The 24985-nt window shown below is 65.3% G+C and carries 29 protein-coding genes and 1 tRNA gene; 17 read left to right on the plus strand and 13 right to left on the minus strand.

Annotation, left to right across the window (positions count from 1 at the left end; genetic code table 11):
• The first annotated feature begins 134 nt into the window (after positions 1 to 134).
• Positions 135 to 2171 carry a glycosyltransferase family 39 protein gene (locus OG716_RS11555; RefSeq protein ID WP_405137630.1) on the plus strand — a complete coding sequence of 679 codons (2037 nt, stop codon included), beginning with the start codon at positions 135 to 137 and terminating at the stop codon, positions 2169 to 2171.
• Between the two features lie 77 nt (positions 2172 to 2248).
• On the opposite strand, the gene OG716_RS11560 is transcribed toward OG716_RS11555, so the two are convergent.
• Complete coding sequence (locus OG716_RS11560; RefSeq protein WP_405139637.1) at positions 2249 to 2587, minus strand: nuclear transport factor 2 family protein; 339 nt, start codon at positions 2585 to 2587, stop codon at positions 2249 to 2251.
• Between the two features lie 62 nt (positions 2588 to 2649).
• Between OG716_RS11560 and OG716_RS11565 the strand changes: the two genes are divergently transcribed.
• Positions 2650 to 2790, plus strand: a complete 141-nt coding sequence (locus OG716_RS11565; RefSeq protein WP_405137631.1) for a hypothetical protein — start codon at positions 2650 to 2652, stop codon at positions 2788 to 2790.
• A gap of 247 nt (positions 2791 to 3037) precedes the next feature.
• Here OG716_RS11565 and OG716_RS11570 read toward each other — a convergent pair whose 3' ends face one another.
• The 4 genes from OG716_RS11570 to OG716_RS11585 form a co-directional block, all read right to left on the minus strand.
• Positions 3038 to 3958: an aminoglycoside phosphotransferase family protein gene (locus OG716_RS11570; protein WP_405137632.1), complete on the minus strand. Its 921-nt coding sequence runs from the start codon at positions 3956 to 3958 to the stop codon at positions 3038 to 3040.
• Positions 3959 to 4099: 141 nt separating this feature from the next.
• A complete protein-coding gene (locus OG716_RS11575) occupies positions 4100 to 4531 on the minus strand; it encodes an arsenate reductase ArsC (RefSeq protein WP_405137633.1) in 432 nt (143 codons plus the stop codon).
• A complete protein-coding gene (locus tag OG716_RS11580) occupies positions 4528 to 5262 on the minus strand; it encodes an aquaporin (RefSeq protein ID WP_405137634.1) in 735 nt (244 codons plus the stop codon). Before OG716_RS11580 ends, OG716_RS11575 begins: the two co-directional genes overlap by 4 nt.
• 8 nt (positions 5263 to 5270) lie before the next feature.
• Positions 5271 to 5789: an ArsI/CadI family heavy metal resistance metalloenzyme gene (locus OG716_RS11585; RefSeq protein ID WP_405137635.1), complete on the minus strand. Its 519-nt coding sequence runs from the start codon at positions 5787 to 5789 to the stop codon at positions 5271 to 5273.
• Positions 5790 to 5886: 97 nt separating this feature from the next.
• On the opposite strand from OG716_RS11585, the gene OG716_RS11590 reads away from it, so the two are divergent.
• Entirely contained in the window at positions 5887 to 6246 is a 360-nt protein-coding gene (locus OG716_RS11590; protein ID WP_405137636.1) for an Rv2640c family ArsR-like transcriptional regulator, read from the plus strand.
• 15 nt (positions 6247 to 6261) lie between these two features.
• On the opposite strand, the gene OG716_RS11595 is transcribed toward OG716_RS11590, so the two are convergent.
• Positions 6262 to 6858, minus strand: a complete 597-nt coding sequence (locus tag OG716_RS11595) for a TetR/AcrR family transcriptional regulator (protein ID WP_405137637.1) — start codon at positions 6856 to 6858, stop codon at positions 6262 to 6264.
• Positions 6859 to 6962: 104 nt separating this feature from the next.
• Here OG716_RS11595 and OG716_RS11600 point away from each other — a divergent pair, with 104 nt between their 5' ends.
• Positions 6963 to 8216, plus strand: coding sequence for an FAD-dependent monooxygenase (locus OG716_RS11600; RefSeq protein WP_405137638.1), 1254 nt, complete (start codon positions 6963 to 6965; stop codon positions 8214 to 8216).
• 13 nt (positions 8217 to 8229) lie between these two features.
• Here OG716_RS11600 and OG716_RS11605 read toward each other — a convergent pair whose 3' ends face one another.
• Both OG716_RS11605 and OG716_RS11610 read right to left on the minus strand, forming a co-directional pair.
• Entirely contained in the window at positions 8230 to 9084 is an 855-nt protein-coding gene (locus OG716_RS11605; protein WP_405137639.1) for a class II glutamine amidotransferase, read from the minus strand.
• Positions 9085 to 9103: 19 nt separating this feature from the next.
• Positions 9104 to 10171 (minus strand): FAD-dependent oxidoreductase, encoded by a 1068-nt coding sequence (locus OG716_RS11610; RefSeq protein WP_405137640.1) that lies wholly within the window; start codon positions 10169 to 10171, stop codon positions 9104 to 9106.
• A 427-nt stretch (positions 10172 to 10598) separates the two neighbouring features.
• Here OG716_RS11610 and OG716_RS11615 point away from each other — a divergent pair, with 427 nt between their 5' ends.
• The gene (locus OG716_RS11615; RefSeq protein WP_405137641.1) at positions 10599 to 11786 is read left to right on the plus strand and encodes an FAD-dependent monooxygenase; all 1188 of its coding nucleotides are present in this window, start codon (positions 10599 to 10601) and stop codon (positions 11784 to 11786) included.
• Position 11787: 1 nt separating this feature from the next.
• Here the strand turns inward: OG716_RS11615 and OG716_RS11620 are convergent, their stop codons facing one another.
• On the minus strand, positions 11788 to 12255 hold the full coding sequence (locus OG716_RS11620) for a MarR family winged helix-turn-helix transcriptional regulator (RefSeq protein WP_405137642.1): 468 nt from the start codon (positions 12253 to 12255) through the stop codon (positions 11788 to 11790).
• 133 nt (positions 12256 to 12388) lie between these two features.
• Here OG716_RS11620 and OG716_RS11625 point away from each other — a divergent pair, with 133 nt between their 5' ends.
• Positions 12389 to 13348, plus strand: coding sequence for a zinc-binding alcohol dehydrogenase family protein (locus OG716_RS11625; RefSeq protein WP_405137643.1), 960 nt, complete (start codon positions 12389 to 12391; stop codon positions 13346 to 13348).
• Positions 13349 to 13398: 50 nt separating this feature from the next.
• Here the strand turns inward: OG716_RS11625 and OG716_RS11630 are convergent, their stop codons facing one another.
• A complete protein-coding gene (locus OG716_RS11630) occupies positions 13399 to 13809 on the minus strand; it encodes a cupin domain-containing protein (RefSeq protein WP_405137644.1) in 411 nt (136 codons plus the stop codon).
• Between the two features lie 64 nt (positions 13810 to 13873).
• Between OG716_RS11630 and OG716_RS11635 the strand changes: the two genes are divergently transcribed.
• Positions 13874 to 14314, plus strand: a complete 441-nt coding sequence (locus OG716_RS11635; protein ID WP_405137645.1) for a nitroreductase/quinone reductase family protein — start codon at positions 13874 to 13876, stop codon at positions 14312 to 14314.
• Between the two features lie 32 nt (positions 14315 to 14346).
• Here the strand turns inward: OG716_RS11635 and OG716_RS11640 are convergent, their stop codons facing one another.
• The gene (locus tag OG716_RS11640; RefSeq protein ID WP_405137646.1) at positions 14347 to 15009 is read right to left on the minus strand and encodes a DUF5753 domain-containing protein; all 663 of its coding nucleotides are present in this window, start codon (positions 15007 to 15009) and stop codon (positions 14347 to 14349) included.
• Positions 15010 to 15029: 20 nt separating this feature from the next.
• Between OG716_RS11640 and OG716_RS11645 the strand changes: the two genes are divergently transcribed.
• The gene (locus tag OG716_RS11645; RefSeq protein ID WP_405137647.1) at positions 15030 to 15341 is read left to right on the plus strand and encodes a hypothetical protein; all 312 of its coding nucleotides are present in this window, start codon (positions 15030 to 15032) and stop codon (positions 15339 to 15341) included.
• A 200-nt stretch (positions 15342 to 15541) separates the two neighbouring features.
• On the opposite strand, the gene OG716_RS11650 is transcribed toward OG716_RS11645, so the two are convergent.
• Positions 15542 to 16369, minus strand: coding sequence for an acyl-CoA thioesterase domain-containing protein (locus tag OG716_RS11650; RefSeq protein WP_405137648.1), 828 nt, complete (start codon positions 16367 to 16369; stop codon positions 15542 to 15544).
• Positions 16370 to 16741: 372 nt separating this feature from the next.
• Here OG716_RS11650 and OG716_RS11655 point away from each other — a divergent pair, with 372 nt between their 5' ends.
• The 7 genes from OG716_RS11655 to OG716_RS11685 all read left to right on the plus strand — a co-directional run bounded on the left by OG716_RS11655 (position 16742) and on the right by OG716_RS11685 (position 23127).
• Complete coding sequence (locus OG716_RS11655) at positions 16742 to 16939, plus strand: hypothetical protein (protein ID WP_405137649.1); 198 nt, start codon at positions 16742 to 16744, stop codon at positions 16937 to 16939.
• A gap of 248 nt (positions 16940 to 17187) precedes the next feature.
• Positions 17188 to 18597 carry an FAD-binding protein gene (locus tag OG716_RS11660; RefSeq protein WP_405137650.1) on the plus strand — a complete coding sequence of 470 codons (1410 nt, stop codon included), beginning with the start codon at positions 17188 to 17190 and terminating at the stop codon, positions 18595 to 18597.
• 58 nt (positions 18598 to 18655) lie between these two features.
• Positions 18656 to 19534 carry an ABC transporter ATP-binding protein gene (locus OG716_RS11665; RefSeq protein WP_405137651.1) on the plus strand — a complete coding sequence of 293 codons (879 nt, stop codon included), beginning with the start codon at positions 18656 to 18658 and terminating at the stop codon, positions 19532 to 19534.
• Positions 19531 to 20745, plus strand: coding sequence for an ABC transporter permease (locus tag OG716_RS11670; protein WP_405137652.1), 1215 nt, complete (start codon positions 19531 to 19533; stop codon positions 20743 to 20745). The genes OG716_RS11665 and OG716_RS11670 overlap by 4 nt, the downstream gene beginning before the upstream one ends.
• Positions 20746 to 20795: 50 nt before the next feature.
• Positions 20796 to 20867 (plus strand) — tRNA-Gln (locus tag OG716_RS11675).
• A 138-nt stretch (positions 20868 to 21005) separates the two neighbouring features.
• Positions 21006 to 21851, plus strand: a complete 846-nt coding sequence (locus OG716_RS11680) for a MerR family transcriptional regulator (RefSeq protein ID WP_405137653.1) — start codon at positions 21006 to 21008, stop codon at positions 21849 to 21851.
• Positions 21852 to 22119: 268 nt separating this feature from the next.
• Complete coding sequence (locus tag OG716_RS11685) at positions 22120 to 23127, plus strand: fatty acid desaturase family protein (RefSeq protein ID WP_405137654.1); 1008 nt, start codon at positions 22120 to 22122, stop codon at positions 23125 to 23127.
• A gap of 13 nt (positions 23128 to 23140) precedes the next feature.
• On the opposite strand, the gene OG716_RS11690 is transcribed toward OG716_RS11685, so the two are convergent.
• Positions 23141 to 23596 (minus strand): SRPBCC domain-containing protein, encoded by a 456-nt coding sequence (locus OG716_RS11690; RefSeq protein WP_405137655.1) that lies wholly within the window; start codon positions 23594 to 23596, stop codon positions 23141 to 23143.
• 229 nt (positions 23597 to 23825) lie between these two features.
• Here OG716_RS11690 and OG716_RS11695 point away from each other — a divergent pair, with 229 nt between their 5' ends.
• On the plus strand, positions 23826 to 24485 hold the full coding sequence (locus OG716_RS11695; protein WP_405137656.1) for a hypothetical protein: 660 nt from the start codon (positions 23826 to 23828) through the stop codon (positions 24483 to 24485).
• Positions 24486 to 24582: 97 nt separating this feature from the next.
• Positions 24583 to 24984 carry a hypothetical protein gene (locus OG716_RS11700; RefSeq protein WP_405137657.1) on the plus strand — a complete coding sequence of 134 codons (402 nt, stop codon included), beginning with the start codon at positions 24583 to 24585 and terminating at the stop codon, positions 24982 to 24984.
• The last annotated feature ends 1 nt before the right edge of the window (position 24985 follow it).

Here is a 24985-nt window from a genome sequence, read left to right on the forward strand (position 1 = left end):
CGGGAACCGCCCGTCCAACGCGCGGTGAATGGAAAGCGTTCCACGCTCGGGCAACGCGATCGCTGACCGGAATTCACAGGATTCTCCCAGCTCCGGGCCAGACTCCTCACCGTCTCGCGCGCGAGACTCCCGCGGTGACCGTCACCACCGCTGAGGCCGCCGAGTCCGCTCCACCCGAATCGACAACCCCGGTCGCTGCCGCACCGGCCGCACTGCCACCCGCCCGCCGCTGGGAGCGGGTCGCGCTGGTCGTCCTGATCCTCGGCACGGCCATCGCGTACCTGTGGAACATCACCGTCAATCAGATGGGCAACAGCTTCTACGCTGCCGCCGTCTGGTCGGGATCGAAGGATTGGAAGGCGCTGCTGTTCGGATCCTTGGATCCGAACAACTTCATCACCGTCGACAAGCCCCCGGTTTCGCAATGGGTCATGGCGCTGTCGGGGCAGATCTTCGGATTCAGCAGCGCGAGCATGCTGGTGCCGCAGGGGCTCATGGCGGTGGCCGCGGTCGCGCTGATGTACGGCGCGATCACCCGGGTCACGCTGAGCCGCACCGCCGGTCTGCTCGCCGGTCTGGTGCTCGCCGTGACACCCGTTGTGGCCCTGATGTTCCGGTTCAACAATCCAGACGCGGTCATGGTGCTGCTCATGACCGCCGGCGCCTACTGCACCATTCGCGCACTGCCGCACGCGAGCTGGCGCTGGCTGGCACTGGCCGGTGTCGCGCTGGGCTTCGCTTTCCTGGCGAAGATGCTCGAGGGTCTGATGGTGCTGCCCGCGCTGGGTCTCGCCTATCTGGTCGTCGCGCCCACCACGCTGCGCAATCGTGTGGTGCACCTGCTGGGCGCCGCGGCCGCGCTGATCGTGTCCTCGGGTTGGTATGTGCTGCTGACCATTGCGTGGCCGGAATCGTCGCGGCCGTATCTGGCCGGGTCGAAGGACAACACCTTCATGGATCTGGTGCTCGGCTACAACGGTTTCGCCCGCTACCTGGGGCAGAACCATATGGGCGGCAAGAATCCGTTCCAGATGCCCGAGGGCTACGAGATCCCGCACAGCGTGCGAAAGGGTTTCGGCGGCTTCGGTCAGGGACATGACCGGATGTTCACCGGCGAGATCGGTTTCGAGATCTCCTGGCTGCTGCCGGCCGCACTGCTCGCGTTCGTACTTGTGCTCATCGCCCGCGGTCGTGCCCCGCGCACCGATATCGTTCGCGGCGCGGCACTGGTTTTCGGGCTCTGGATGATCATCGACGGAATCGCGTTCTCCGAGATGAAGGGCGGCATGCACGCGTACTACACGCTGGCCATCGCCCCCGCCATCGCCGGTGTGTTCGCGCTCGGCGTGCATGAGCTCTGGCAGCGCCGGGCCGATAGGTTCGGCCGAATCGGCAGCGCCGCATTGATTCTCAGCATGGGGATCTGGGCCTTCGTGGTGTTGCAGCGTAATGCCGACTGGCAGTCGTGGCTGCGCTGGACGATTCTGGCGATCACCGTGCTGACCGCGATCGGCCTGCTGCTGGCGGCTGTTCCGGTGGCGGCGCGCCTGGCCCGCCTCGATACCCGGGCGACGTCGGTGCTGCTGGTCGCGGGGATGCTCGCGGGCCTGGCCGGGTCCATCGCCTACACCGCGGCCACGCTGCCCGAATCGCATACTGGCGGTGGACCGTCCGTCGGTCCCCCGGCTCCGCCTCGGGATATGGGCGCGCTCAATGCCTTCCGCGGTCAGATGAGCATGATGATGGGCAGCGGTGACGTCGATCCCAAGCTGGCGGATCTGCTGCGCGCCACCACCACCAAGTGGTCGGCCGCCATCGACCGATCCGGCCCGGCCGCCGGCCTCGAATTGGCCACGCACACTTCGGTCATGGCCATCGGCGGCTTCATCTCCGAGGATCCCGTCCCGACGCTCCCGCAGTTCCAGGACGACGTCCGCAACCACCAGATCGGGTACTACATCGTCCCCGAGGTGCACCTGCCCGACTCCTGGCGCACCGATCAGGCGCCGGCGGACGGCAAGGATCCGAAGCCCGTTCCCCCGGTGGACAAGAACGCCGGCATCTGGCGGCCCGCCGGGAACAAGGAAATCCTCGACTGGGTCATGGCGCATTACACCGAACAGCATGTCGGTGGGCTCGCGGTGTTCGATCTGACCGCCGCAGCGCACTAGTTCGCTCTCGATGACGGGCGTCAGCTGATTTCGGATCAGCTGACGCCCGTTCGTCGTCCGTAAGGTTGTGGCGCGGATCAGGGATTCGATTCTGTGGTCAGTGCGGCCAGCACTGCGGAGGTGTCGTGGTAGTACGGACGGAACTCGGTGATCAGACCATCTTTGAAGCTGATCCATTGCAGCAGTGACGTTTCCAGCATTCGCCCGGTGCGCCGAGCACGCAGGCGGCCGCGGCTGTAGACCACGACCCGATCGTTATCGCTGACGAACTGCTGCTCGTCGAACCACAAGCCGCCCCAGTTCTCACCCATGGCGACGATGAATGCGCGAAAGCCCTCGTGCCCACGCCATTCGCCGCCGTAAGGCAGGCTGGAAGCCTGGTACATGACCACGTCCGAGGCCAGGTGCGCGGCCAGCTGCTCGAAATTCGGCCCCCTCGGTGAGGTATGCCGCCTCGGCCGCGTAGAAGGCTCGCAGAGTGGTCATCACATCGACTGTCATGCTCCCGATCCTCGCGGTGACCGATTCACCAGGCTGGCGAGATTCGGACGCCGCGATCTCGCCCACTCGGATCCCCCTGATCCGCTCCGGCTCGATGACCAACACCACCCGCACCTGATCCCGTCCCCCCGAACCACGGATACGGCCCGCCGAGGTAGCGCTGCGCAAGCGCCTCGATATGCTCCACCGCACCCTCGGTCCGCACCTCCAGCACCTGGAAGTACCGGCACATCGATCCTGGCGGCGGTCGTCCGCTGCCGAGGTCTGCACGGGGTCGCGTCGTCCCGCGCGCACTTGCGGGGGTAGCACGAGCACTGCCCGAGATGCATTCGCCACGTTGCTACTTCGCAGTTCCTCCCGGCACGTTATCGGTGGTCGGCAGTGGAGATGAGGCGTTGCAGTGCGGCGTGAGCGGGTGGTCCCCAGGTGGGCTTGCCGCCCGGGAGTCCGCGAACGCCGGCGTCGCCGATCAGGAGGCCGGCGAGGGCGCGTAGGACGGCGTATCCGCGGGCGCGGAGCAGGGTCGCAGCGTCCGGGGTCGGTCGGTAGGCGTTGCGGAAGAGGTCAATGGCGTTGTCGGGCAGCAGAATCCACGCGGCAGCGAGGTCGCAGGCCGGATCGCCCGCGCACAGGTCGCCGAAATCGATCACGCCGCTGATGGTGCCCGCAGTGGTGAGAACGTTCGCGGGATGCAGGTCGGCGTGCAGCCACAGTGGCGGCCCATCCCAGTTGGGCGCCGCGACAGCCTGTTCCCAGACTGCACGGACGGCGTCCGGATCGTGGATGAGTCCCAGTTCGGTGGCTGCGGCAAGCTGTTTGGCGAACCCTGCGGAATAGTCGGCCAGTGGCCCTCCGCGGTCTCGGCCGATTGGCGCCTGTTCGGAGGCGGGTTGGTGCAATGCCGTCACGAAAGCGGCCAGGGCGGTGGCCGATTCGATGGGACACGTGACGGGAGCGCGGTCGGCCGGTGCGCCGGGCACCCAGGTTGTGACGATCCAGGGATGCGGAAAACGCTCGGAGGGCTCACCGAAGCGCTGCGGAACGGGAATCGGTAGTGGCAGACGCGGGGCGAGGATGGGGACCCACGTGTACTCCTTGTACAGCAGGGCGTCGGCAGACGCTGTCGCCCAGGGTAATCGGACGACCAGATCGTCGCCGAGCCGCCAGAGCTGGTTATCCCAGCCGCGGGCGCCGAGCCACACAGGGTAGTCGGCCAGGTCGGGATGCTGGTCACGCAGGAGGGTCCGGACCAACTCCGCGGTGAGCTCGATCGCGCTGTGCGTCATGCGGATCAACAGTAGTCAGATCGCAGTGCTGCGGCTGGTCGGTGCCGAGTCGGCCTGAGCGGTCACAAACTTCGCTGGGGCGGTGAAAATTGCCGCCTGGGGCGAAAGATTGACCGTTCAGGCCGGTTTCGCGGCACCGGTTCAGTTGGTGCGGTGGTGTCCCTGTTCCAGATCAGGGAGCAGTTCGGTGATGAGATCGGTTATGCGCTTCTGGATTTCGTCGCGGATGAGGCGGACTGCGGGCAGGTTTCGGCCGGCGGGGTCGGCGAGTTGCCAGTCGCGGTAGTCGATGCCCGGGAAGTAGGGGCAGGCGTCGCCGCAACCCATGGTGATGACGACTGTGCTGGTTTGGACGGTGTCGGGGGTCAGGATTTTGGGTTGTTGGGTGGTGATGTCGATGCCGAGTTCGGCCATTGCTTCGATGGCTATCGGGTTCAGGGATTCGGCGGGCGCGGTGCCTGCGGAACGAACCTCTATCGCGTCACCGGCTAGGTGGTTCAAAAAGCCGTGAGCCATTTGTGAACGTCCGGCGTTGTGCACGCAGACGAAAAGGACGCTGGGGCTGTCGGTCATGGGAGGTCCGCTCCGTTCGGCGGGTGGGGCACGACGACGTCGTCGGCCGCAGCGGGAGTATTCGGGTAGAGGACGCTGATGAGTGCGAATCCGATTCCGGCGCCGATGAATTGGGCAATCAGGAATGGCGGTACCGAGGCGGGAGCGATACCGGCGAACGTATTGGAGAACATGCGGCCGACGGTCACTGCGGGGTTGGCGAAGGATGTGGAGCTGGTGAACCAGTACGCGGCACCGATGTACGCGCCGACCGCGGCCGCAGAGAGCCCGCCGCGATGGCTGCGGGCCAGTGCGAAGATGACCGCGATCAAGCCTGCGGTGGCGACGATCTCGCCGATCAGGTGTCCCGAGGTGACACGATGGTGGGTGGAGATCTGGATCGCGGACCGATCGAACATGACATTCGCCAGCACGGCGCCGAGGCTTCCGCCCGCGATCTGCGCGAGGATGTATGCCACCAGTTCCGCGCCGGTCAAGCCGGTGCCGTGGCGGCGGCCCGCACACCAGTCCGCCACGGAGACAACCGGATTGAAATGCGCACCCGATACCGGTCCGAACACCAGAATCAGCACAGCCAGCCCCAGCACGGTCGCCGTCGAGTTCTCCAGCAGCTGCAAGCCGATGTCGGTGGGCGAAAGCTGCTGTGCCGCAATACCGGAACCTACGACTACACATACCAGTAGCGCAGTACCCAGGAACTCGGCCAGCAGCCGCCGTTTCACTATGGTCATCGATGTATTCAGGCGCAGCAGCCGGAGCCGGACGCGATCGCATCAGCCTTTGCCGTGCTGCCGCAGCAGGCGCTCACGGCGGCAGCCTCGTCGGCGGTTCCACAGCATGGGCCTTGTCCGCCATCGCCGGCCAGTCCGATCTCCGTTGTCACGCCGAAGGTTTCGCTGTCGGACAGCACGGTGTAGACCTCCCAGCGTTCAGCATCCGGAGCCGTGACCCACACCTTGTCCTGGGTCGCGAAACAACACGTTGTCGCCATCTGCTCCTCGGTGAACACTCCGGCGGCCGAGAGCCTGGCGATCTCCGAGTGCACCTGTTCGGAGGCCTCGACCTCGACGCCCAGGTGGTTGATGGTGCCGCCCGCACCCGCATTCTCCAGCAGCACCAGCTTCAGCGGCGGTTCCGCGATGGCGAAGTTGGCATATCCGGGCTTCCGCTTGGCAGGAGCGGTGTTGAACAGGGTCGAATAGAACGCGACCGCACGGTCGAGATCGTCGACATTGAGGGCGAGCTGAACACGAGACATCAGAACCTCCACTTGTGAGACATATGTCGAATCACTGGTGGGTCCAGTTTCTGCTACCTCTTCGACATATGTCAAGGCAGTCGGTAAGGTGGGTTTCATGCCCAAGGCACTGCCGATCATCGATATGTCCGCTCCGGTCTGCTGCTCACCAGTGGCCGCCGGGCCGATCGGCGACGATGCCGCATTGGCAGTGGCATTGCGCCTCAAGGCGATTGCCGATCCGGTGCGGGTCAAGCTCATGTCACTGCTACTGACCAGCCCGGCAGGCGAGGAGAACACCGGCGAGCTCGCGGTAGCGGTGCGACTGGCCGAGTCGACGGTCAGCCACCACCTCGGACAGCTGAAGAAGGCCGGACTGATCGAGTCCGAGCGGCGGGGCATGAATATCTATCACCGGGCCCGGAGGGAAGCGCTCTCGGCGCTCTGCCTGGTACTGGATCCCAACTGCTGCAGCTGAATTCGAGACTCAGCGCTATAGTGCTCCGCCGCAGAGACGCAAGGTAGTTTCCAGGCACAGCGCCTCCGCCTCATCGGTGACGAGGCGCTCGGCGGCGACCTGCGCCACGGCGGTGTGCTGGAGTCCGAAGATGACAGCAGCAAGCCATGCCGCAGGGAGTGACGGATCGAAATCCCCTGTGCGCTGGCCTCGCTCGATGAGCTGTTCGAGCCGCGGGGGTCCGAAGTCGTGGGGGTCACTTTCGGGCCGCGGGATCGCGGCCGCCGTGGCGTTCAGCAGCATGGGGTAGCGGCCGAGGAATCGCCAACCGGCGCTGAGGAATTGGGCCAGCGCTTCGGCGGGCGGGGCGGTATCGAGGCCCGCGTCGTCGAGCAGAGCGTCATATTCGGCGGCTGCGGCCGCGACCAGGGCGGCGATCAAGGCGTCGCGTGAAGAGAAGTGCGCGTAGACGGTCTGGCGCGTGACGCCGGCCGCGGCGGCGATGTCCTCCATACTCGCGTCGATTCGCTCACCGAGCACCATCCGGGCCGCATTGAGGATGGCGTCGATGCTGCGCCTGGCGTCGGATCGAGGGCGGCGCGGCGGCGCGGCGGTGTCATGCGAGTCGGCCATTCCGAGAATGTTAGGCGTTCGGCCATAGCCTTGACACGTTGTAAGAGATAGCGAACTCTTACAACGTGTCAAAGAACAGCTCGGACGTTCCAAGGAGCAGGCTCATGCGAATTCTCATTTCCGGCGCCAGCGTCGCCGGTCCGGTGCTGGCGTACTGGCTCACCAGACACGGCTTCTCGGTCACTGTCGTCGAGCGGGCGGCGGTGCCGCGGAAAACCGGCGGCCACGCGGTCGACCTGTTCCAGCCCGCGGTGGACATCTCGGAGCAGATGGGCGTGCTCCCGCGCGTCGAGGAATGGGCGAGCAGGACAAAGCGGATGACACTCCGCCGGGAGGGCGCACGGCGACCCGTCGGGGTGGACCTCTCGAAGATCTTCGGCGCCACGTCCGACCGGCACTTCGAGATCATGCGCGACGACCTGAGCGAGATCTACTACGACGCCACCTGCGACGATGTCGAGTATCTCTTCGGCGACTCGATCACAGCGATCTCGCCCGACGGCGAGGTGCGGTTCGAGCACACCGCGCCGCGACACTTCGACCTCATTGTCGGCGCCGACGGGTTGCATTCCAATGTGCGCCGCCTCGTCTTCGGTGAGGAGTCCCGTTTCAGCTCCTTCATCGGGGCCTATCTGGGAGTGCTGACCCTGCCCAACACCTTCGGCCTCGATGGCGAGCTCCGCATTCACGTCGGCGTCGGCCGCACCGTCGGCATCTACGGCGCGCGGCACCTGGGCGATGCGCGGGCACTGTTCCTGTACCGCAGCGAGCATGAGCTCGACCTCGGCCATCGTGACGTGTCCCGGCAGAAAGAGCTGCTACGCAAGGCATTCGGCGGCTTTCATGCCGACGTGGACCGCTGCCTGGATGAGCTGGACCGCACCTCGGCGTTCTACTTCGACTCGATCACCCAGGTCCATATGGACACCTGGTCCCGGGGCCGAGTCACGCTCGTCGGGGATGCGGGTTACAGCCCCGGACCAGCCGTCGGCGGCAGCACCACCCTGGCGGTTGCCGGCGCGTACATCCTCGCCGGGGAGCTGGCGCGGGCGGGCGGTGACCACGAGCGCGCCTTCCCCGCCTACGAGCGCGCGATGGCGGAGCACGTGCGTGGCAGCCGGGCAGCCGCATTGAGCGCGGCGAAGACTCTGGTCCCCGCGTCGCGGCCGGGAGTGTCGGGGCTGGTCCAGGGCACACGCTTGATCTCCGCGCTGCCCACGGGGCCCAGCCGGGCCTTCATCCGGCTCGTCTCCAAAACCGCACGACTGTACAACTCCATGACAATCGAGGACTACCGCCCATCGCCCGCCACATCAGAGGGCCGGGTCGGCCTCGCGAGCGGTTCCGAGGTGGCGTGACGTGGCGGATCCGTCATACCGCGGCTTGCGAGGCGGCTGCGGCAGGATCGAGGTCTGCGAGTGAAAGCAGATGGCGCGGTGGAGAATTCATGATGATGGTCGAGTGCACGCCCAGCGCGCCATCGACATGAAGTAGTTCACCGGAGGCCATCGGCCGCCACCCCGGGTCAGCGTCCATGCGTTCGGTGGCGACGACAACGGCGGGGTGGTCCGCGAGTTGTCCACTGTGCGAACGGATTCCGGCGTGACCGGCATGGTCCAGATGCTGACCGCCCGCGGGGCGTTCCAGGACGAAGAGATCGTGCGTATCGGGGTAGCGCAGCGCCCACATGTCGGTGGCCGTGGTCAGAATCAGGTTGAGCGCGTAGACGGGCAGCCGGTCGGCGATCCAGTGCACGGCATCGGCGATGCCCGCGGTCACCTCACCACCGCGCCTATCGGTGCGCTGCGTGATCAGGGCGAAGAACCGTTCCGAATCCGTATCGCCCTGGACCAGGCTGCGGTACTCCCCCAGCTCGGCGTCCAGCTCGTCCAAACCCTGCAACACCCCGTTGTGCGCGAAGAGCCGATCGCGCTGTTCGAACGGATGCGTATTGCGTGTTTCCAGACCGCCGGTGGAGGCAAACCGCACGTGCGCGATGAAAGTCGCCGACTCGCGCTCTCTGGCCTCGCGTGCGAACTGCATGGCTTGATACGCCGCGATCGGCTGCTTCTCCACCAGCGGCGAACCGTCGGCGGAAAAGGTGCCGAGACCGACCCCGTCGGGCTCCCGATGGCTCTGCTGCACGAGGCTGTCCGGCGCGTTCAGCAACCAGAAGGTGGCGCGCACCCGCTGCGGTGCGGCCGACATTCCGAACAGGCGACACATAGCAACCTCCTGAAAAGGGCTATCGGGCGCTGCGGCGGCGGACGAGTTCCCGGTCCGCGATGATCCGCCGGCGGCGCTCTGCCATGGCGACTGCGGGCGAGGTACCCGCCACCACCGCATCGTAGACCGCGCGCACGTCTTCCAGGGCGTCGCGGGCGCCGACGCCCGCAGCCGGGGTGATGGCGTGATCGGCATCCCCGACCAGCAGTGCCCGCTCGGACGGCGCCGAGGCCGTGGCCAGAGGGACGTTGCGTGCATTGCTCACGTGGACCCCCTCGGTGGTTGCCAGGAACACGTCGATCAGCACCTTGTTCGACGGTGTCGCGTCGCGAATCGCATCCGCCCAGTCAGCGATCGGCCGCATACCAATGTCATCGCCGGAAGTCAGTGGGGCGCGAGCTATTCGCACGAACCAGACCGCTGCGCTGTCTCCGGGGCGCCAGATGTGCCCGAAGGTGCTGAAGGGGCTGCCGTCGGCCGCGATTTCCGCATAGAAATGCAGGGTCGACGGATCGGTCGGCAGAGTGACGGGCTCACTCGTCATGCCGTACACCACCACATCGCGGGCGTACTCCGGATGTCGATCGGGTTCGAAGGCGGCTCGCACAACCGAATCTGTGCCGTCAGCGCCTACGATGAGATCGTCTGCGGCAGTGCGGGAATCACCCTGAACGAGGGTGTATCTGCCCGGCGTGAAAACGATATCGGTGACCGGCTTGCCGTAGTTCACCTCCGCGCCGGACGTGGCAACAAAGTCTTCCAGGATCGCCATCAGATTGCGGCGCATCCAAAACCGGTGTCCGCGACCGTTTGCCGCACCCCGCCGCCCGAGGTTGTTCGCTGATGTGATGCCCCCGGTCACCGGATAGGACCCGGCATCAACCGCAGCAGCATCCACTCCGAGGCTCGCAAGCGCACGATGCCCGCGATCATCGATGAACAGGAATGCGCCCCCACCGGAGCCGGCGGAGCGCTCCTCATACAACCGCACCGACTTCCCCTGCCGCGCAAGCGCTCCCGCCAGCGCCGAACCCGCAATTCCGCCACCGATGATCGTCACCATCTGCCACTCCCGGTCGTTGCGCACTCGCCACCGAATAATCAACGTTCTCGCCGGGACCCCCACCGCAATTCCATCATGCGGCCACACGGCATGTCTGAAGATCAACGGGTCGAGATCAGTTCGGCAGCATCCTGGAATTCCATCGAGAAACTTTGGCCCGGAAGTGTTCCGGACTCACCGCCGATCAGCTTCGCCTGCGGGCCGTGGAGCCATCGAGGTTTGTCGCTGCTCGGATCGACGGCCAGACGGGGGTGTGAAGCCACTCGGCAACGCGTGGTCCGCCAATATCCGAACATGTCCGTGGGCTCCGGGCGTTCGCAATAGCGTGGAGATGATCTCGGCTGCACCGATGAATTTTCGGTGGATCCGGCGTCCATACCACTGAATACACCGATAGAGGTGGGACAGAGCAAACGTTCCGGGCGTGATCCGGACAGGTGAGGGAGGCGCAGTGAGCGGTACCAGAGTGTTGGTGGCAGGAGCGAGCATCGCGGGACCCGCGCTGGCGCACTGGCTGCGCCGGCGAGGGGCCGAGGTGACCGTGGTCGAGCGAGCTCCCGAGCTGCGTCCCGGTGGGCAGGCGGTGGATGCGCGCGGGGTGACCAAGGAGGTCATCCGGCGCATGGGGTTGGACGACGCGGTGCGCGCGGCTAGGACTCAGACCGCCGGCGCGTACACCGTGGACGAGGCCGGGAAAGTGCTCGAGACCTATCGTGCGGAGGACGATGGCGGCGACGGGTACATCTCGGAGATCGAGATCCTGCGCGGAGACCTGTCCCACGTGCTGTACGACGACACCCGCGATGGGGTCGAATACCTCTTCGGCGATCGGATCGCCGAGCTCACCCAGGAGGCGGACGGGGTCGATGTGACCTTCGCCGGCGGTGACCGGCGGCGCTTCGATCTGGTGGTCGGGGCGGACGGGCTGCACTCATCGCTACGCGAGATGGTCTTCGGGCCGCGGGAGCGGTTCATCCGCCATCTCGGGCTTGTGCTGGCTTTCTACAGTGTGCCAAACGAATTCGGGCTGGACCGTTGGCTCATCGACTTCCAGGAGTCCGGTCGCTCGGCTGGGCTGCGGCCCCTCCGGGACACCACCCGGGCGATGGCCATGCTCTCCTTCTCCGCCGGGGATTTCGAGGTCGACTACCGCGATATCGAGGCCCAGAAGCGCCTACTGCGCGAGCGGACGGCCGATATGGGCTGGTTGACCCCGCGCATCCTCGCGCATCTGGACGACACCCCTGACTTCTACCTCGACCAAGTCGCGCAGGTGGTCATGGACCGCTGGTCGAATGGGCGCGTGGTGCTGCTCGGGGACGCGGCGTTCAGCCCGTCGCCGATGTCCGGTCAAGGCACCGGGCTGGCGCTGGTCGGCGCCTATCTGCTGGCCGGAGAGCTGGCCGCGTCCGGGTGGGATCCGGAGGCCGGGTTCGCGGGCTACGAGAAGCGGATGCGCTCGTTCGTCGAGGCCAATCAGGAGATCGGCCGGTTGCACGTTCGAAGCCTCGCCGTCCCCGACCCGGACGCCGAGCCCAGCGCCGAGCCCGAGTGGGACCCCGAGCTGATCGATCACGCGATCAACGGTGTCGAACTGCCCGATTATGCGGGGGTGCCGGACTCGGGAGTCGCTGTGTGACTTAGTCTTTCACCGCCGGGGTTCCGGCCGCGCGCACGACGGCATCGCTGAGCCGGGTGAGTTCGACCAGTTCGGGAGTGCTGAGCCCATCCGTGAGACCGATGATTCGGCGGCCGATCTCCGTGGTGCACCGCTCGGCGAGCGCACTGCCCGCCGGGGTGAGGGAGACCAGGACCGCACGGCCGTCTCGCGGGGACGGCGAGCGCTGGACCAGGCCGCGTTTCTCGGCGCGACCGACCAGGCCGGTCATGGAGGATTTGTCCAGGCCGAGGTGAGCGCCGAGTTCGAGCATTCCGGGCTGACGGTCCCGCAGGACGCCGAGCAGCCTGATCTGAATGATCGACAGGTCGTGCTCGGCACCGACCGCGCCGAGTACGCGCTGGATGAGAAAAGACAGCTGGACCAGGGCATCCACCGTGTTCAGCGGCTTGCTGTCGGTGAACACCGTCGAGACGGGATCAGTGGTCATACCGCCAGCCTACTTGACCTAGTACGCGACACAAACTAATCTGAAGGAAATTAGTACGTGTCGCGAACCAATTTGGCGGCGACACCTTCCGGCCGCCGGCCGACATCCCGCCGGCGCAGAATCAGGAGACCTCATGCATGCCGCAGTTGTCCGTTCCTTCGACAGCCCGCCCACCTTCGACACCTTCCCGACGCCGACCGCCTCGGGCGAGCACGACGTCCTCGTGAATGTTGTTGCGGCAGGGCTACATCCACGAGTCCGCTCAGCAGCGGACGGCAGTCACTACAGCTCCGACGGTTCTCTGCCGATGATCCCCGGCGTCGACGCGGTGGGTCGCACGGCTGAGGGTGAACTGCTCTACTTCGTCGCCCAGGACACCGCGTTGGGGACCATGGCCGAATACGCCGTCGTTGACCGTCGGCGGGCCATCGCCCTGTCTGCGGGCACCGATCCGATTGCCGTGGCCGCCGCCATGAATCCCGCCATGTCGTCCTGGGTGGCGCTGCGCCGCCGCGTCGCCTTCCAACCGGGCGGATCCGTGCTGGTCATGGGCGCGACCGGCAATGCCGGACAGCTTGCGGTCCAGATTGCCAAACACTTCGGCGCCGCCCGGGTGATCGGCGCGGGCCGCGATGCGGAACGCCTGGAACTGGTCAAGAGCCTCGGCGCCGACGAGGTGGTGAGCCTGGATGGCAGCGACACCGAGGTCACCGACCGTCTCGCCCGGGCGGCCGCAGATGTCGACGTCGTCATCGATTACCTGTGGGGTCACCCCACCGAACTGGCCATGCCCGCACTACTGACCGCCCGCACCGACCGCTCGAAAGCATTGGCCTGGATACAGATCGGCTCGATGGCCGGCGCCGACATCACGCTCCCGTCATTCCTGCTGCGCGCGGGAAATCTGAATATCATGGGCAGCGGCCAGGGTTCAGTGACCACAGCGGGCATCCTCGCCGAATTACCTTCCCTCGTAACAGAAATCGCCTCCGGCACCCTGGCAGTGAATCCGCTCCCGATGCCACTGGATCAGGTCGAGCAGGCGTGGAAAACCCCCACCGCCCCCGGGCAGCGCATCGTGCTGGTCCCCTGACCCCATGCGCGCCGTCACCGGTGCCTTCGAGGTCCCGATTGTGCTGACAGTCAGTGCGATTCGCCGTTCGTTGTCGGCTGCGCGTCGGCATACTCCTTATCGGTGACGTGCACGCCCCAGGTGACCTCGTCGCCTTCCCACAGCGCGAGATGTGTCATGAAGTGTTCCGCGGTCGCACCATGCCAATGCTCCTCACCCGGCGGCGTCCACACAGTGTCACCGGGTCGCATGACAATCACTCGCCCGTCACGAGTCGCGACCACCCCGATACCCTCGGTGACGTGCAGGGTCTGGCCAACGGAATGGGTGTGCCAGGCAGTGCGAGCGCAGGGGCTGAAGCGCACAGAGTTCAATCGGGTACGGGACGGGTCTTCACCGCGATAGATGGTGTCGATCCAAACGTGGCCCGTGAAGAGTGTGTCCGGACCCTTGATGGTGGGCACAGGGCTCAGCAATTCCATGATTCTCCTCGAGTGATACGGCAGTTCCGGCAATATCCTGCAGCCCAGATCAGTTGGTAGGCGCATGACCGATCTAGCACGCCAGCAGCTCCACCAAGGCATCATCGACGAATTCCGCTCCAACGATGGAAAGGTGGCACAGTTCACCGACCGGGATCTCTTGCTCTTGACCACAGTCGGCGCCCGCACCGGTGAACCGCGCACATGGCCCCTGGCCTACGTCCGGCGCGGCGAGGACGTGGTCATCTTCGCCGCTAACGGTGGCCGCCCCAACCGCCCCGGCTGGTACTTCAACCTGATCGCCAACCCCACCGCCACCATCGAGGTAGGCACCGAATCCTGGCCTGTCTCAGCAACAGTCGCCACCGGCGACGTCCGCACCCGCGTCTGGCACGGAATTGTCGACTCCTCCCCTGCGGTCGCCGAGTCCATCACCCAGTTCCAATCCCAAGTCCAGTGGGAGATCCCCCTCATCACCCTCACCCGATCTGTCGACACTGTGTAGCACCGCGATCGAACGGGGGCATTTGTCAGGCTTCACTCAACAAGTGGCAGCCGGAAATCCCTCTCGCCACTGGTGACAGCAATTCGTCGAGCCTCCGATGCCTTGGTGACCAACTTGCGTGCACCGTCTCCCGTTGCTGACTGATCGGCGAGCACCTCGAAGGCGCGCCCGAATGCCACCAGTTCACGCGGCTGTGTGATGGTCACTGCTGCGGTCACGCCCTCAATGACTGCCAGGCGGTTGTCGTAGATGATGAAATTCGTTGAGGAAACCAGGTACTGAGCCATCGCTGGGATGATGCCCAGGAGCACTCTGGGAAGTGACATCGCGGTCAGGAGCCGGTCGAGCTGCCCGAACATGACATCGTCGTCGCCAACCGTCGTGTACAGGGCTTGTTCGCCGATGAGGTAGTGGACTCGCCGGTTGCCTCGATACAGGTATCGCTGCTGCCGATCCATCCGTGCCGCGACCGCTTCCTCGGCATCACTCGGGGTTCGATTGAAGTCCGCGACCTGTCGGAATATCGCTTCCGCGTACTCCGGAGTCTGGAGCAGACCGGGTATCAGAGCAGGATCGTAACCACGAATGAGCGTAGTGGCCGACTCGATTTCGTTGACCTTCTGCTGCGCTCGGCGGATGCCGGCTCCGAGCGAGGGGACCGCAAGGGGAGGCAATGCGCTACAAGCCAACAGCATTGGGCTTTCTACGGACCGATGTGTCCGGAACCAACCGGTTCTGGGACGAATCGCAGATTCGCGATCTCGCGGCTCGCCTCGGATACGACTTCTCCGGAATGGTCCGCTACGACCCGCTGTCGGGACGGCCGCCGCTGGCCCGGCTCAAGGCTCAGGCCACTCGCCTCGACGCGCAGGCTGTGATCGCTCCCGGACCCGACCATTTCGAGGGCGGACAGGTTCCACAATCCTTGATCAGGCAACTCGACTTGATAATTGTGAGCCCCGAGGAGACCCACACACGACGGCCGACATCGCCGTATCCGGATAACTTCACCGGGCACAGGGCGTAGCCACCGGGGTCCCCACAAGCCGTGTCCGCGACGACCGACACCGCCTGTCGTCGTGGACACGGACCCCGGGGGCAGATGCGGACGTCGCGAATCGGTCACTGTGGACATAATGGGCACGCAATACGTGTCGGCAGGACTTCGCCGTCGCTGTGGTGGACCAGCGACTCGAACCGCCACACCACCCAGGGGTGAGATCAAGCTCAGGAGGCCTCGGCGACCGATTCCTTGCCTAGGGATGCCAGATCGACCTGACGGAGCGGGTTAGCGAGAGCACTGACCGTCGCGGTGGCGATCGGACCATCATGGTCGTAGACGATCGCGGTTCCGGAGGAGATGCCCTCGGCGGCGAATTGGCTGTCCACCTCGATCCCCATCCCCATCGGAACGGACTCAGGTAGTCGGGCGAACGTCATTGACAGATCAATGTTGATGTAGCCCACCCCCTCCGTCCCCCAGTGGCACACAAGATTCGCCTGGTCACCGAGGATCGCCGCGGCTACGAAGGCACTCAGTTTCTCGCGGGCGACAAGCTCGCCCACCCGCGGCATCCACGTCCTTTTACGCGATGAGTTCATGTGGTCGCCGAGTTCGGTTGACCATCCGCCGAACTCGTCACTTGCGTAGAGCTGTTGGTCGTCGGGAAAGTCGTCCGGAGGGACTGGCGGTTTGCGAGTGCTGGTCCACATCTCACCTGGCGGTGGCCCCGACTTCCGTAGGAACGCAAGAGTGGCTCGCGCCACGGGCTTGTCCCCTGCCATGAGTTCCGCGCTGGCGGCACACAGACGTCCTTGGTTGCGAGAGATGCTGGTACGCACCGAGAGTGGGACCGCAGGCACGGGCCGGTGTAGTTCAACGAAGAACCGCGCCGGGCTGAAGCCCTCCGGCAGACACTGACGCTCGAGTTCGTGCGCGAGTAACCCGCACACCGCAGGACCCAGCAGAGCCTGGTCTGACCAGAGGCTGCGGGCGAGTGGTAACGGCCGGAACTCCTCGCCTGATCGTTCGAAGAACGCAGGAACGGTGATCATCTGTCTCCTTGCGGGAAGAATCTTTCCGGGACAGCGCGATCCTCGGAGTTCACTATGGGTGGAAACGGCAGATCCGGCGGGCGCCGACGACTCACTCTGCACCCCTTGGTAACCACGCCAATCTCGATGGCACGCATGACTATTCGCGCCATGCCGACATAATCTTCGCCGACACCGAGGACGATACTTCACCGCTGCGCGAGCCGCATTTCGGCGCCGATGCCCCTGTCTGCGGCGCCGGTCACCGGAGTGCTGGAGCCGGTTCGGGCTGGATCAACGGTGACGACCGGAGGGCGCCACCACTCTCGTCGGCACCGGCCAGACCGAGGTCCCTCGTCAGTTGTTTCCCACGACGGGATCGGTTACGGCAGAATGGTTCTCGTCACCGAGCGCCTCCCCGAGCGCTTGCGGGTTCCCTGCCAACATGAGTCCGATCTTGTGGGAGACGCGCTGGCCGACAGCCCCGAGCCGCTGCCTCGCCCCACCGCCGATCCGCTCAACGAGCTGACGCGCCGCATCTTCAGCGAATGCCATTCAATTCCCCCGTATGTCAACATGATTCGTACGTGACGCTGTGATCTTCACACATTGGACGTACGTCTGCGCCTTTCTGTGAACCTGCGTTCCGGGGGCGACATGTGATGCCAATGTGGTTTCCCTCGACGACGGCGATGACCTCGCGAACCCTCCGGCTGTCGGCGATTACAACCGGCCCCCCACCGGATGGGCAGAGCACGATGCTCGCGGAGCACCCCCTGGTTAGGGGCCGGTTAGGGGCGGGGCGGACAAGGTGGGGGAAGCGGGGTTACCGTGGCCGGGTGACTATCACTTCAGGGGGAACGGTGATCGATCGGCGGCCTTTGAGTGGGTGGAGTCGGACGGCTTCCACCGTGGCGGATGTGCTTTCGCCGGCTGATGTCGATGAGGTGGCTCGGGCGGTGCGCGAGGTGGGGCCCAGGGGGGTTATTGCTCGGGGGCTGGGGCGGAGTTATGGGGATCCGGCGCAGAATGGGGGTGGGCTGGTTGTCGATATGACTGCTATCGATCGGATTCACAGTGTGGATCCGGATAGTGGTGTGGTAGATGTGGATGCGGGGGTCAGCCTCGACAAGTTGATGCGAGCCGTTTTGCCGCACGGGTTGTGGGTGCCGGTGTTGCCGGGGACGCGGCAGGTGACCGTGGGTGGGGCTATTGCGTGCGATATCCATGGGAAGAACCATCATTCGCATGGGAGTTTCGGCAATCATGTGGTGTCGATGGAGCTGCTGACAGCGGACGGCTCGGTGCGCAGGCTCGAGCCGGAGGGTGCGGGGTCTGAGCTGTTCTGGGCGACCATCGGCGGGATGGGGTTGACAGGGATCGTCGTGCGGGCGCGAGTGCGGATGAAGCACACCGAGACCGCGTATTTCATTGTCGACAACGACCGCACCGAATCACTCGAAGAGACCATGGAACTGCTCACGGGCGGTTCGGACGACGGTTACGAATACTCGATGTCGGTGCCCGACACCATCAGCACCGGGGCGAAGCTCGGGCGAGCCGGGTTCAGCCGGGGATCGCTTGCCACACTGGACCAGTTGCCGGTCGAAATGCGCGCCGATCCACTGAAGTTCGATGCGCCGCAGCTGTTCACGGTGCCCGATATCTTCCCGAGCGGGATGGTCAACAGGTTCACGGCCCGCATCCTCGCCGAGGCCGCACATCACGCGCTTCCGAAGCATGCACGCGGGCGGATCCAGAATCTGACGCAGTTCTATCACCCCCTGGATCTGCTCGGGGAATGGAATCGCGCCTGTGGCAAGCGCGGTTTCCTGCAGTACCAGCTGTCGATGCCGTTCGGGACCGAGGACCAATTGGCCGATGCGGTGCGTGCGATAGCGCGCTCGGGGCATCCCTCGTTCCTGAATGTGTTCAAGCGCATGGGCCCGGGCAACCGCGCGCCGCTGTCGTGGCCGCATCCGGGATTCATGCTCAGCCTGGACTTTCCGATCGCGCCCGGACTGCACGAGTTCTGCACGGAATTGGATGAGCGGGTGCTGGCGGCCGGGGGCAGGCTGTACTTCGCCAAGGACTCGCGCACCTCACCGGAGATGGTGCGGGCAATGTATCCGCGACTGGAAGAATGGCGGCGCATCCGCGATTCCGTCGACCCGGAGCGGGTGTTCGTCTCCGATATGGATCGACGACTGCATCTGGTCGCCGACGAACCGGGTACCGGACGCCGCTAGCAGTAGATGAGAACCCGGCCGGCCCGAGTCGGCCGGTCGAACCGTATGGGGAGAATTCATGCTGGAAGTCGCGCATTTGGTGCGCCGATTCGGTGACAATGTCGCTGTCGACGATGTGTCCTTCACCGTGCAGCCCGGTGCGCTCACCGGATTTGTGGGCGGTAATGGCGCAGGCAAGACCACCACCATGCGAATGATCATGGGCGTCTTGGCAACCCACGGCGGCACCGTGAACTGGCAGGGCCGGGCGGTGACCGCGGCGGATCGGCGATCCTTCGGCTATATGCCGGAGGAACGCGGCCTGTATCCGAAGCAGCCGGTACTCGACCAACTCGTCTATCTCGCGCGTTTGCGCGGGCTGGCGGCGGTCGATGCCAGAAAGCATGCGCTGCAATTGCTGGAACGATTCCAGCTCGGCGATCGGGCGAAAGACAAGCTCGAGTCATTGTCGCTGGGCAATCAGCAGCGGGTGCAGATCGCGGCGGCCGTCATCACCCAGCCTGCCGCACTGATTCTCGATGAGCCGTTCTCCGGCTTGGACCCCGTCGCCGTCGATGCCATGGCCGAACTGCTGGGCGAGTATGCCGCGCAAGGCGTCCCGGTGCTGTTCTCCTCGCATCAGCTCGATCTGGTCGAGCGCCTGTGCGACCATCTGGTCATTCTCGCGAAAGGTCGTGTGGTCGCGCAGGGACCGGCTGCGCAGCTGCGCAATTCGGGTCCTGCGCGGTATCGACTGGTCGTCGGCGGCGACAGCGCGTGGCTCGACGACTTCGCCGGAGTTCATGTCATCGAGAACAACAGCGCGGGCGTACTCCTGGAACTCACCGAGGCCAGCACCGACGATCTGCTCACCGCCGCGCTCGCGCGCGGCTCGGTACGGGAGCTGACCGAGGTGCGGCCGACGGTGTCGGAGATCTACCGAGAGGTGACGGCATGAGTTCCCCAGCACCCGAATCGGCCCAGCGCACAGCCGAATCCGCCCCCGCGGGCGTCTGGCGCATCGTCGCCCAGCGGGAAATCGCGGTGAAGCTCCGGGACCGCGGCTTCCTCATCTCCACGATCGTGACGATTGTCGCCATCGTGGCCTCGCTGACGATCAGCGGAATTATCAGCGGTCGCACCACGAATGTCGCCGTGGCGATCGTCGGCAGCGATACCGCTCAGATCGTCACCACCGCGAACAGCCTGGCGCACAGCGCCAATAAGAAGATCGATTTCACCACGCACGAGGTGACCGATGCCGCCACCCTCGACCAGCAGGTTCGCGACGGCACCGTCGATGTCGGCCTGCTGTCCGTGGATTCGGGCTGGCAGCTGATCGGCAAGGCGGCGAAGAACGACGACGCCTCCACCTATCTCAGCGCCGCCGTCCAGCAGATCACGCTGCAGCACAATGCCACTGCCGCGGGTACGTCACTGGAGCAACTCGGCCGCGGCAGCACGGTGAACTACATTCTGCTCGAAAAGGCGACCGTCGATCCCGGGCTCGCGAAACTCGCGGCTATCGTCTTCGCCCTGCTGTTCTACCTGGCGTCGGTGCTGTTCGGCATCGCCATCGCCCAGAGCGTGGTGGAGGAGAAGCAGAATCGCATCGTCGAGATCCTCGCCAGCGCGATTCCGCTGCGGCAGTTGCTGATCGGCAAGGTGGTCGGCAATACCACCATGGCCTTCGGTCAGCTCGCCCTGTTCGTCGGTGCGGGCCTGATCGGCTTGGTCGCCACCGGCAAGGGTGATCAGCTCGCGCCGATCGCCGGAGCCGCCGGCTGGTTCATCGTGTTCTTCGTGGTGAGCTTCCTCGCGCTGGCGAGCCTGTGGGCGGTGGCGGGCGCGCTGGCCACCCGCAGCGAGGATCTCCAATCCACCTCTACCCCACTGTCGATGGTCATCATGATCGTGCTGTTCGCCGGAATCTTCCTCTCCGGCCCAGCACGGGTGATCGCCTCCTATATACCGCTCGTCTCCGTCGTCGCCATGCCCAGCCGCCTCGCCGATGGCACCGCCGCGTGGTGGGAGCCCATCATCGCGCTCCTGCTGACAGCGGCCGCGACCTACGGCACGGTATCGATCGCCGAGAAGCTCTACCGCCGCTCCCTCATGCAAACCCAGGGCCGCCTGACCATTCGCCAGGCCCTGCGCGTGGAGGACTGACAGTAAATCCGTTGCTGCCCTGCCGGTTTCATGAGACCGTCATCCCACACCGGGGTATCGGCTAACCGGCAGGCCAACGCACTTTGACTGCGTGAATCGAGGTTCGAATCCTCGTACCCCAGCATGGAGAGTGATCCGCGACGGTTCGCGGGACCGCTTGCTGAGCGGATCGAACGCTGCGCGTTTCGGGTCCGACTCCTGCGCTCTCCGCTGCCGGGCGCTGCGGGCAGCGAGACTCTCCCCCGAGGGGAGCATCCAGAATGAACGCCATGCTGTCGTATCTGTCGATCGGTGACTTCTCGCGCGCCACCCACATGACCGTCAAGACGCTGCGCCACTACCACCGGATCGGGCTGCTCGAACCGGCCGGAGTGGACCCGAATACCGGGTATCGCCAGTACACCGCCGATCAGATTCCGATCGCACAGGTGATTCGGCGCTTCCGCGATCTGGATATGCCTCTCGAACAAATCCAGGCGGTGCTGTCGGCACCGGATCTGATGACCCGCAATGAACGGATCTCCGCCCACCTGGCCCGGCTCGAGGTCGAACTCGGCCGCACCCAGTGCGCGGTGTCGTCACTTCGAAACCTGCTCTCCCCCGGTGTATCCCAGCAGGAACCGCGTATCGAGCTGCGCAGTTTGCCCGCGACGCCCGCGGCCGCGATCACCGATATCGTCGATGCCGCGAGCGGTTCGGCCTGGTCGCAGGGCGCGCTGGGCGAATTGACCGCCACACTCCATGCGCAGCAGCTGCAGATCGACGGCCCGCCGGGCGGCATCTTCGGCGACAGCATCTTCACCGAACACCTCGGCCAGGCAACGATCTTCCTGCCCTGCACCGGCGAGGTGCGCCCGATCGGCCGGGTTGTCGCGCTGGAAATCCCGGCGGTGGAGATGGCGATCATCGAACATGCCGGATCGCCGGCCGATGTCGATCAGGCCTACGGGGCGCTGGCCGAATTCGTTTCCCGCCATGCGCTCGCCGTCGACGGCCCGCTGCGCGAGTACTACCTGGTCGGCCGGCGCGATACCTCGGACACCGCGCGCTGGCGCACCGAGGTCGGCTGGCCGGTCTTCCGGACCACCGTGCCGTCCGTACGCTGACCCGGGCGAAATCGTCACGCAGATGTGTCGCTGTTCCGCACATCCGTTCACCCGATGGTGGCTCCGATGCGACATGCTGGTGTCGAGGCAGGCCGGCGGTTCTGCGCCGACTTCGGATATCGCGTGCAGCGGCATACGCTGGCACACCGACTGCTCAATTACAACAGCGACGGCAGGATGTGCAGAGCCCGTGGTGGTAGATATGGCGCAACTTCGGTCTGCGTCGACGGCGGAGACCGGATCGCCGACGGCGTCCGATTCCGTACCGATGCGCGGCAGTGAATATGCGGTGTTGTTGCGACGAGTACGGCAGGCCGGGCTATTGGATCGGAAGCTGCGGTACTACGGCTGGAAGATCGCCGTCACCGCAGCGGCGTTCGTAGGCGGGTGGGCGGTCTTCATCGCGCTCGGCAACTCGTGGTGGCAGCTTGTCACGGCGGTGTTCCTGGCGGCGGTGTTCGCCCAGATCGCCTTCCTCGGCCATGACGCCGGGCACCGGCAGATCTTCGCCACCCGGCGGGCCAACTACCTGTTCGGGGTGATCGCGGGCAATCTCGGCATCGGGTTGAGCATCGGCTGGTGGACCAGCAATCACAACCGGCATCATGCGCACCCCAATACCGAAGGCGCCGACCCGGATGTTTCGGGTGTGCTGGCGCATTCCGGCGAGCGCGCGGCGGCCGGAAAGGGCCTCCGGCGGTTCATCTTCCGCTACCAGGCCTGGCTGTTCTTCCCCATGCTGCTGCTCGAGGGCGGCAGCCTGCACTACTCCAGTGTCCGGGCCGTTGTGAAATGGCCGATCCCGCACCGGGTCTGGGAGGGCGTGCTGCTCGGCGCACACGCGCTCGGGTATCTGACCACGGTGTTCCTGGTGCTGTCGCCGGGCAAGGCGCTGGTGTTCATCGCCGTGCAGCAGGGTCTGTTCGGGTTGTACATGGGCTGCACGTTCGCGCCCAATCACAAGGGCATGGCCGTGCTCTCCGAAGGCGATGCCACCGACTTCCTGCGCCGTCAGGTGCTGACCTCACGCAATGTGCGCGGCAGCTGGCTCACCGATACCGCGCTGGGCGGCTTGAACTATCAGATCGAGCACCACCTCTTCCCGTCCATGCCGCGGCCGTGCCTGCTGCGGGTGCAGCCGCTGGTCGAGGAGTTCTGCGCGGAAATCGGACTGCCCTACTGCGAGACCAGTCTGTTCGACTCCTACGCGCAGGCGCTGCGTCACCTCAATACCGTCGGCAAGCAGGCCGCTCGGGAACCAGTAGCGGTGAGCTGACGGGCTCGACCCGTCAGTCGTCCAGCACCTGCCGCAGTCGTGACAGGGCGCCCTTCCAGACTCGTTCCATGGCATTGCGGGCCATCTTCTGCCGCCGGTTCTCGATATCGAAACCGGTTTGGGTCAGCAGCAATCGGGTGCCGCGGCCCTGGGGCTGGATCGTGAAATCCACCACCCAGCGCGCCGGATAGTCGGCGCGCAGATCGACCCAGGTGATGGTCAGCTGCTCGGCGGGCCGGGCCATCAGGACCTCGCAGGCGATCTCATCGGTCGGCTGCGTCGCGTTCCGGCCGCTGGGCACCGCGAAGATGAAGTGCGTTCCGATGGCCGGGACGAATCCGATCGACGGCATCAACCACCGCTCGACCAGGGTCGGTTCGGTCAGCGCATGCCACACCGCCTCCGGCGACTGGGGGAAGAAGCTGCCGATTTCGACTGCGGCAGGATTCAATTCCGAATCAGATATCACCGGTGCACCACCTCAACGGATCCGAACATCTCCCCACCTTTCCACGGCGGACCGCCGATAATCCAGCGCAGCAGACGGTGTTTCGTCACAGTGGGATCTCCTGGGCAGCAGTACATCTCGCCCGCCGTGTCGGCATGGGATGCCATCGCGGCCCGTTCCGCAATTTTGCAGGGCGTGGCGGGCGGGCGGTTTGGGCGTTCTGTCGGCGGACGCCGTTAATGTGCGAACTATGGTCAAACCGGAATCGGCCCTGCGCCGACTGATGCGGGATACGGGAACGCTGCTGCAGCCGTACGGCTTTCACGGGGACGAGCCCACCTGGGTTCGGGTCGAGCCGGGCGGCGTGGCAACCGTGGGCCGCACCCGCACATTCCGAACCTGGACCGGTGGGCAGCAGGTGCTCCGCTTCGGTTTGAGCCTGAGCGCCACCCCGGCCGCCTGGTGGGAATTCTGCCAATGGCGTGCCGAACGACTGGCGCTGCCCGCCGTTCCGATCGAGGAGGCCACCGGTCCCGGTCTGCTCACCGACGCCGAGCTACCGGACGCGATGACCGAGATGTGGTCCCTGCGACTCGATCCCGAGCTGCAGGGTCATGTCCACAAGAGCGATATCGACGCGATCCGCGGCGAGCTGGCCCGCCGCGTGCACGCCTACGCCCGCCGCGCACTGCGCCTGCTCGAACCGGACCGGTACCTCGATGAGCTGCTGGCACAACCCAATCCGCACATCGGAACCTGGGAGGCAATCGTCGTACTGCTCGCCGACCGTGGCCCCAGCCCGCAACTCGACGACGCCTTCGACCAACTGCTCCGCTTCCCGGAACGTGACACATCGGCATACGCCGAAGACGTCAGCGCCTACGCCCATTTCCGAGCCGCCCTGGTTTGACACTCGCAGCGAAATTGCCTACGAACCAGCGCTCGGCGACGATCAGTGGTCCATGAGTACATTGAGCGCCAACCGGTCGATTGTTACTCTGAACGCTATGAGCACGGTCGCCATCGAGACTCTGACCAACGCGGTGGAACGGTCGTGGTCTGTGGAGACGGCTGCTGGCTCCGGCTGGATGGAATCCAACCCGGCGAAGGGACAGTGCGCCGTCACCGCATGCGTGGTTCAGGATTACCTTGGTGGCGAGATAATCCATACAGATGCCGAACTGCCCGGTGGTGGCACTGTCTCGCACTATTTCAATGTCATCGACGACGAGCTCGTCGACCTGACTCGGCAGCAGTTTCCTGACGGCACTCTGTTCTCTGATCCAATGCCGAAGAGGGAACACTTCGCTTCGACCCGGGAATACTGTCTGTCATACGACCACACCAGACGAAGATACGACGTACTGAGCGGACGGGTTGCCGAATGCCTCGCCACTGGGGACCGATAAG

The organism is Nocardia sp. NBC_01388 (assembly GCF_045040085.1).
Lineage (GTDB): Bacteria > Actinomycetota > Actinomycetes > Mycobacteriales > Mycobacteriaceae > Nocardia.

What these genes read in the sequence shown, in the direction of transcription:
- OG716_RS11570 (WP_405137632.1), bottom strand. Translation starts at nt 3,958, where the DNA reads ATGACGCACAGCGCGATCGAGCTCACCGCGGAGTTGGTCCGGACCCTC.
- OG716_RS11575 (WP_405137633.1), bottom strand. Translation starts at nt 4,531, where the DNA reads ATGACCGACAGCCCCAGCGTCCTTTTCGTCTGCGTGCACAACGCCGGA.
- OG716_RS11580 (WP_405137634.1), bottom strand. Translation starts at nt 5,262, where the DNA reads ATGACCATAGTGAAACGGCGGCTGCTGGCCGAGTTCCTGGGTACTGCG.
- OG716_RS11585 (WP_405137635.1), bottom strand. Translation starts at nt 5,789, where the DNA reads ATGTCTCGTGTTCAGCTCGCCCTCAATGTCGACGATCTCGACCGTGCG.
- OG716_RS11590 (WP_405137636.1), top strand. Translation starts at nt 5,887, where the DNA reads ATGCCCAAGGCACTGCCGATCATCGATATGTCCGCTCCGGTCTGCTGC.
- OG716_RS11595 (WP_405137637.1), bottom strand. Translation starts at nt 6,858, where the DNA reads ATGGCCGACTCGCATGACACCGCCGCGCCGCCGCGCCGCCCTCGATCC.
- OG716_RS11600 (WP_405137638.1), top strand. Translation starts at nt 6,963, where the DNA reads ATGCGAATTCTCATTTCCGGCGCCAGCGTCGCCGGTCCGGTGCTGGCG.
- OG716_RS11605 (WP_405137639.1), bottom strand. Translation starts at nt 9,084, where the DNA reads ATGTGTCGCCTGTTCGGAATGTCGGCCGCACCGCAGCGGGTGCGCGCC.
- OG716_RS11620 (WP_405137642.1), bottom strand. Translation starts at nt 12,255, where the DNA reads ATGACCACTGATCCCGTCTCGACGGTGTTCACCGACAGCAAGCCGCTG.
- OG716_RS11625 (WP_405137643.1), top strand. Translation starts at nt 12,389, where the DNA reads ATGCATGCCGCAGTTGTCCGTTCCTTCGACAGCCCGCCCACCTTCGAC.
- OG716_RS11630 (WP_405137644.1), bottom strand. Translation starts at nt 13,809, where the DNA reads ATGGAATTGCTGAGCCCTGTGCCCACCATCAAGGGTCCGGACACACTC.
- OG716_RS11635 (WP_405137645.1), top strand. Translation starts at nt 13,874, where the DNA reads ATGACCGATCTAGCACGCCAGCAGCTCCACCAAGGCATCATCGACGAA.
- OG716_RS11640 (WP_405137646.1), bottom strand. Translation starts at nt 15,009, where the DNA reads ATGCTGTTGGCTTGTAGCGCATTGCCTCCCCTTGCGGTCCCCTCGCTC.
- OG716_RS11650 (WP_405137648.1), bottom strand. Translation starts at nt 16,369, where the DNA reads ATGATCACCGTTCCTGCGTTCTTCGAACGATCAGGCGAGGAGTTCCGG.
- OG716_RS11655 (WP_405137649.1), top strand. Translation starts at nt 16,742, where the DNA reads ATGGTTCTCGTCACCGAGCGCCTCCCCGAGCGCTTGCGGGTTCCCTGC.
- OG716_RS11665 (WP_405137651.1), top strand. Translation starts at nt 18,656, where the DNA reads ATGCTGGAAGTCGCGCATTTGGTGCGCCGATTCGGTGACAATGTCGCT.
- OG716_RS11670 (WP_405137652.1), top strand. Translation starts at nt 19,531, where the DNA reads ATGAGTTCCCCAGCACCCGAATCGGCCCAGCGCACAGCCGAATCCGCC.
- OG716_RS11680 (WP_405137653.1), top strand. Translation starts at nt 21,006, where the DNA reads ATGAACGCCATGCTGTCGTATCTGTCGATCGGTGACTTCTCGCGCGCC.
- OG716_RS11685 (WP_405137654.1), top strand. Translation starts at nt 22,120, where the DNA reads ATGCGCGGCAGTGAATATGCGGTGTTGTTGCGACGAGTACGGCAGGCC.
- OG716_RS11695 (WP_405137656.1), top strand. Translation starts at nt 23,826, where the DNA reads ATGGTCAAACCGGAATCGGCCCTGCGCCGACTGATGCGGGATACGGGA.
- OG716_RS11700 (WP_405137657.1), top strand. Translation starts at nt 24,583, where the DNA reads ATGAGCACGGTCGCCATCGAGACTCTGACCAACGCGGTGGAACGGTCG.